The sequence below is a fragment of the Terriglobia bacterium genome (assembly GCA_020073185.1).
GTDB lineage: Bacteria > Acidobacteriota > Terriglobia > Terriglobales > Acidobacteriaceae > JAIQGF01.
In genome coordinates this window covers 1-5,298 of the sequence record JAIQFT010000117.1, presented here as the reverse complement: position 1 = coordinate 5,298, position 5,298 = coordinate 1, and the positions used below count along the sequence as shown (strand labels likewise).

Sequence of the window (5,298 nt, the reverse complement as noted above, 5' to 3'; positions counted from 1 at the left end):
CGAAACGGGCCGTATGCCAGCGATCCTCCTGCCTGCCTTCTGCCGCGCTGTTGGTGACGACCGCGCGCTCCGATTCTTGATCGGCGAAGAGCTGTTGAGGATTCTGGAACTCGGCGAGGCCGCCGCAGCATTGCTTGGCGAACCTTCAGCGCTGGCGAACGCAATCGAGAGGCGGCGCGCATGAGGCGACGCAAGCCATCATCGAAGCCTCGCACCGCGCCGGAGCGGCTGCTTGCGATTCTTCCTCTGCTCCAATACTTCTGGCAACTGCGAGCCGGCTGCGCTATCACTGTTGTGTTGTCGAATGGGCGAAAGGCGGGCACGTCGGAGACAATCGCCGCCGACATCGCGCTTCAGTGCGGCGTGTGCCTACGCTCAATTTGGCGCTGGTACGACGCTTTCAAACAGGCCGGCGGCTGCGCCGGCTTCGCCGCACTCATGCGCCGGAAGCGCTCCGACAAGGGAAAGCGGCGATACTTCGACGAACGCCCGTATGTCGCGCAGCTACTCGCCAAACTAATCTTCCGAAAAAAACTCTCTGCCAAAGCCGCCTATGACTCGATCAGCGGGCACATTGCCGAGCCGCCTTGCTATCAGACCGTGTGTCGAGAATTGAAGCGCGTTCGCGCGCAAGCGCGCGCCGCGCGCCGGCGCCGAAAGAGAACGCCATGAACGACACTTGGTTGGGCATCGCGACCGTGATGCGCGTCACCGGCGATGCCGAGCGCACCGTGCGGCGAAAGGCTGCCAGCGGCGCCTACGCCTCTCGTTATCAGCGTCGCAAACGCCGCGGACGCCCCCAGCTCGAAATTGCGATCTCATCTCTCTCCGCCGACGCGCAGACGAAATACGCACGCCTTCAACTGGAAGCCGCGCAGTGCCATACGCTTGTTCCCGCCGATCCCGCGCAGCCCAGCCATTCGCCTCTCCGGTGGAAGTCGATGTGCGCGCCTGGAGCGCCATCCCGGAAGAGCAGCGCGCCGAGGCCAAGCGGCGCCTGCAAGTAATCACGCCGCTGATCGAGTGGCAGGCAGGACACAGACTCGCCTACACGCTGCGCGACGGATCGGCCGTGTGCACAGACCGTGACATGGCGCGATACCTGGCCGAGCAGAACTCCGTCTCGTATGCAACTCTCTGGAGATGGCGCGGCGCATTTAAAAAAGATGGCATGGTCGGACTGGTACGCGAGCGCCGCGCCGACGCGACGCGCTCCAAGTACTTCGAGACCCACGCCGAGGCCGCGAAGTTCGTCCTGGCGAAGTATCACGAGCTGGGGCAATGCTCGCCCACCGGCTCTCCCAACCTGGCGCTTGTTTACGACGAGTTGCGCCGCGAGTATTCCCGCCTCTATGGCGGTCCTCATCCGATTGGCAAAACCACGAGTGGCCAGACGCGCCTGTGCGAATGCCATCTTCGCCGCCGTCCTGTCAGTTATCCCACGGTACGAGCCTTCCTGTCCTCGCTGCCTCCGGTGGTGCGCGATGCCGCGCGGCTTCCCCGCCAGAAGCACGATGCCAAATACTCGCCCTTCGTGCTCACCAAGATGGCCGAGCGGGTTAACGACATCTGGGTATGCGATCACCGCGTGCTCGATGTCCTCAGCTACAACGATTATTTCAGCGGCGCCGAGTTTTGGCGCCTGCTACGGGTTTGGGTGACCACCATCGAGGACATGTGCTCCCGCGTGGTTTGGTCAACTTGCTGCGCGACGCCAAGCTGGCGCTCGATTGCCGGCGCCCTGCGGCTGGGCATGAGCCGCTTCGGAAGGCCGCGCGTTTTCTATATCGATAACGGGAAGGACTTCAAAAAGGTTGGCGGCGCCTACGTGCGCGAGGCGCAAGACACCGACGAAAACGGCCGCATCGTCGCCGGCCAGATCACCGAGAACCTACTGCAGCGTCTCGGCATCGTGCCGCAGTACTGCCTGCCTTTTCATCCGCGCTCAAAGTGCATCGAGAGTTACCACGCGACGGTCAGCAAGCGTTTCGATGTGATGTTCGGCAAAGGCTATGCCGGCGCGAAGCCATCGTTGCGTCCCGATCAATGCCGCGAGGCCGAGAAGCGCCACCACCTGTGGTTGGACGGCAAATCGAACGAGACGCCGTTTCTCCCGGCGTCGCATGTCGTCAAACTGATGCACGCCTGGGAGGAGGAATACAACGCTTTCCACATCCACGACGGCTACGGGATGAACGGCCGCGCGCCCTACGACGTCATGCGCGAGCTGCTGCCGAATCCCGAGCCGGTGGACATCGTCGCCATCGAGCCGCTGTTCTGGGCGCATGAGCCGCGCACCGTCGGCAATTGCACGGTGCAGATCAACAAGCAAGCCTACGAAGGCGAAAGCGAGCACGACGCCGCCGCCATGTATGGCGCCAACGGCACCGAGATCGTGATTGCCTACGATCCCGACAACCTGGATCGCGCGCTGGCCATCGCCGGCGGCAAGATCATTGCCCGGCTGCATCGCCAGCCGCGCGTAGATCGCGGACTGCCCGGCGAGCGCTCGCCGCAGACTGAAGCCGAGATCAAAAGCAAGCTCCGCATGGGCCGCGCCGCGCATCGCCAGATCGACCGCTTCTGGCACGGCCCCACCCCCACCCAGATTGCTGCAGGCACAACCCGCCAGCCGGGATTCCACCGCGCCCATGTACACCGACGATGCCGTCAGCGATATCCGCGCGCTGATGAAGAAAGGAGGCGCGCAGTGAAGCTGACCGACCCGCGGGCAACCGCGCCGCCGTGCTGAAAATGATTCGCCTCACCTTGGCGGCTCGCTCCGCGGTGCTGGTGTTCGACGAATCGCAGCATCTCGATATCGCTTGCCTGGAAACGGTGCGCGAACTGCTCGACCTGGCGCAGATCGGGATGGTCTTCATGGGCTCGCACGAGCTGGAACGCAACTTCCTGCTCAACGCCGTGCGGCTGGAGCAGTGGAACTCGCGTTTCTATGCCGGCGAGCGGCTGCCCGGCATGACCGACCAGGAAGCCTCGCGCGCCGCCCTGGAAGAGTTGGGCGAAGCCGCCACGCCCGGCGTGATCAACAAGCTGCTGGCGCACTCGCGCGTGCCTCACCTGCGCCAGGCGCCCGGACGCAAGAAGGCGGACACCTACATCTCGGCGCGGCGGCTGTTCAACATGATTCACGAGCTGAAGTTCGGAATCGAGGAAGGCGGTGCGGAGTGACAACTCAACCAATTTCGGACGGTCACTTGCGGGCGCTGCACACGCTGTTCGGCATTTATGCGGCGCGCTCGCTCGACCTCACCTCGTCTGACCCTCGCCGAGTGCGCCGATTCGTCGCCGCTCTCCCCGGCCGCGCAGCCGCCAGGGCGCCGAGGCTTGCGGGCTTGAAGGACGCCGCGCCTATCCGCGCCCGCCGAGCATCGCGACTGCCGAGGATCTGGCGCCGCTCGACGAAATGCGGCAACGGTTGGGCTGGTCGCGCGAGGCGTTCGATGCCTGGCTTCGCGGGCCATCGTCGCCGGTGAAGAGTTCGGCGCTGCGGACGCTCGCCGATTGCAATCGTGTGCGGTGGGCGCTGAAAGCGATGCTGAAAAAAGCTGGCTTGTGGACGCCGAGCGCGAACCCCACTCAGCGTGCCTCAGAGGCGGCGCCACCGCGCGCCGCGCGGAGGCGAACAATGAAGTCGAATAGGAAACCAAGGAGTAAGAGCCCCGCCAGGAGGCTCCATGAGACTTGTGTCGATCGTTACTTTCGGACTGTGCGCAAGGCGCTCGCAGCCATTAACGCGGCGTGGTTTGATGAACCCGATTTACCGGATGACGTGCATAGAAGGTTTCTCCCGACGCAGCTGCTGCACAGCTTTGAGCTTACGTGCTTCATTTCGGGCACGGTTTTCGCCGCACAAAATGCGGAGCGCGTACACGGTGTCCCCACCAGTCTGTTAATTCCCTGGGCGATCTATAAGCGCGAGCCTGGCTGGGACTATCGCACTCTCCGCCCCGATGTGGAGTCCTACTTCCTGCGGCTCGCGCAACGCCTGAAGAACGACAAGTCACTCGGGCCGGCTCTCGCGGTTGCAAGCGATCCGGTCGCCTTCATAGAGGAGTTGCGCCAGAGCAAAATCTGGGGCGATGGTCGGATGGAGGGCAAGGAAGACGTGCTCCACTGCATGGAAGACTATCACCTGGATCAACTCAATGTCGCGCCCTGGGCGCCCGGCGCGCTTCCCCCGGATAAGAGTCAGATGCTTCAATTTCGGCACTCGCTTGATCGCGTGATCGAGCTATGGCCGACGGGACTCGTGAAGAGAAATCTGCTGCCGGCTAAAACGGTGGAGCATATCGACTTCGCACACTTCCTCACTTACGCTGTGCTGCCGGCGCAAGAGGCACAGCGCGCGACGGGTGTACCGGCAAGCCTTTTGATAGCGGAGGCGGTGACGCGATTCGGCGACGACGGGTGTTACATCGGTGTCCTTCCAGACGCGGACTTTAATATTGGCCGCGTTGGGATCGATGCGTGGTTTCTCGCCGTGGCGAACCGGCGTGCCAAGACGGTGGCGCTGTGGCCAGCACTCGCGGCCGCGGGCGACCGCGCCGCCTTCATCGAAGAGATTCGGAAATGTAAGGATGTGTGGGAACCTACGGTCCGCGGCGACATCCTACAACTGCTCACCTATTACGGTCTCCAGGACTGCGACGTGCCGCGCCGGTAGCGCGCCGAGGAGGAATCGTGAACCGTTTCGCGCTGTCGATTTTCCTGCTCGCTACTCTTGCGGTGGGCGCCCAGAACGCGCCCTCGCGGAAGTTGTTCCAGGTTGGCGCCACCTACGAGCAGATCATCGCCCGTTTCGGCCAGCCAATCCCAAGCCAGTTTGTTCCCGAGAAATCCGGTGCTCACTACTTGCGCCACGGCCGCAAGAGCGACTACCTGGCGCGCGTGATCTATTACGTCGATGATTCGCGCTCGCGGATTCGACCGACGCTGCGCGTCGAGGAGGTACGCTTCAAGGTCGATAAGCACATCACGGTCGGGCAGGCGCTCAGCGATCTTCCCGAGGTCCGCGAGATCTGCGCCGAAGGTTGTTCGCTCACACAGGGCAATTACGGCTCGGGTTTGCAGTTGTGTCCGGGCTCGCGGGTCTCCGACCGGCTGCGCCCTCGCTTCCATGGCCGGCCGGTCATCACCATCTGGAAGAAGGACGACGGCGATCCTGACCGCAGTTGGTCGCAGCAAGAGGCCGAACAAATCGCGGTGTGGGCCTCGGGCCGTGATGATATCTGCGACGGCAAGAATTTCGGCACCTGGGCGCCCAGCATGGAGTGATCG

Annotated in this window: 8 protein-coding genes; 7 read left to right on the top strand and 1 reads right to left on the bottom strand. The window is 63.4% G+C overall.

Annotation, left to right across the window (positions count from 1 at the left end):
• The 5 genes from LAN64_20615 to LAN64_20595 form a co-directional block, all read left to right on the top strand.
• Positions 1 to 184, top strand: a 184-nt coding sequence (locus LAN64_20615; protein MBZ5570229.1) for a hypothetical protein, incomplete at its 5' end; no start/stop codon positions are given.
• Positions 181 to 672 (top strand): hypothetical protein, encoded by a 492-nt coding sequence (locus LAN64_20610; protein MBZ5570228.1) that lies wholly within the window; start codon positions 181 to 183, stop codon positions 670 to 672. The genes LAN64_20615 and LAN64_20610, both read left to right, overlap by 4 nt.
• Positions 669 to 1,007: a hypothetical protein gene (locus LAN64_20605; GenBank protein ID MBZ5570227.1), complete on the top strand. Its 339-nt coding sequence runs from the start codon at positions 669 to 671 to the stop codon at positions 1,005 to 1,007. The genes LAN64_20610 and LAN64_20605 overlap by 4 nt, the downstream gene beginning before the upstream one ends.
• The gene (locus LAN64_20600; protein ID MBZ5570226.1) at positions 944 to 2,752 is read left to right on the top strand and encodes a Mu transposase C-terminal domain-containing protein; all 1,809 of its coding nucleotides are present in this window, start codon (positions 944 to 946) and stop codon (positions 2,750 to 2,752) included. The genes LAN64_20605 and LAN64_20600 overlap by 64 nt, the downstream gene beginning before the upstream one ends.
• Positions 2,746 to 3,189, top strand: a complete 444-nt coding sequence (locus LAN64_20595) for an ATP-binding protein (protein ID MBZ5570225.1) — start codon at positions 2,746 to 2,748, stop codon at positions 3,187 to 3,189. Before LAN64_20600 ends, LAN64_20595 begins: the two co-directional genes overlap by 7 nt.
• Before the next feature lie 180 nt (positions 3,190 to 3,369).
• Here the strand turns inward: LAN64_20595 and LAN64_20590 are convergent, their stop codons facing one another.
• Positions 3,370 to 3,597 carry a hypothetical protein gene (locus tag LAN64_20590; protein ID MBZ5570224.1) on the bottom strand — a complete coding sequence of 76 codons (228 nt, stop codon included), beginning with the start codon at positions 3,595 to 3,597 and terminating at the stop codon, positions 3,370 to 3,372.
• A gap of 130 nt (positions 3,598 to 3,727) precedes the next feature.
• Here LAN64_20590 and LAN64_20585 point away from each other — a divergent pair, with 130 nt between their 5' ends.
• Together LAN64_20585 and LAN64_20580 are read left to right on the top strand one after the other, a co-directional pair.
• Positions 3,728 to 4,684 (top strand): hypothetical protein, encoded by a 957-nt coding sequence (locus tag LAN64_20585; protein MBZ5570223.1) that lies wholly within the window; start codon positions 3,728 to 3,730, stop codon positions 4,682 to 4,684.
• Between the two features lie 17 nt (positions 4,685 to 4,701).
• Positions 4,702 to 5,295: a hypothetical protein gene (locus LAN64_20580; protein ID MBZ5570222.1), complete on the top strand. Its 594-nt coding sequence runs from the start codon at positions 4,702 to 4,704 to the stop codon at positions 5,293 to 5,295.
• Positions 5,296 to 5,298: the final 3 nt, after the last annotated feature.

Excerpts from the sequence above, each read along its gene's own strand:
- LAN64_20605 (MBZ5570227.1), top strand. The coding sequence starts at position 669 with ATGAACGACACTTGGTTGGGCATCGCGACCGTGATGCGCGTCACCGGC.
- LAN64_20610 (MBZ5570228.1), top strand. The coding sequence starts at position 181 with ATGAGGCGACGCAAGCCATCATCGAAGCCTCGCACCGCGCCGGAGCGG.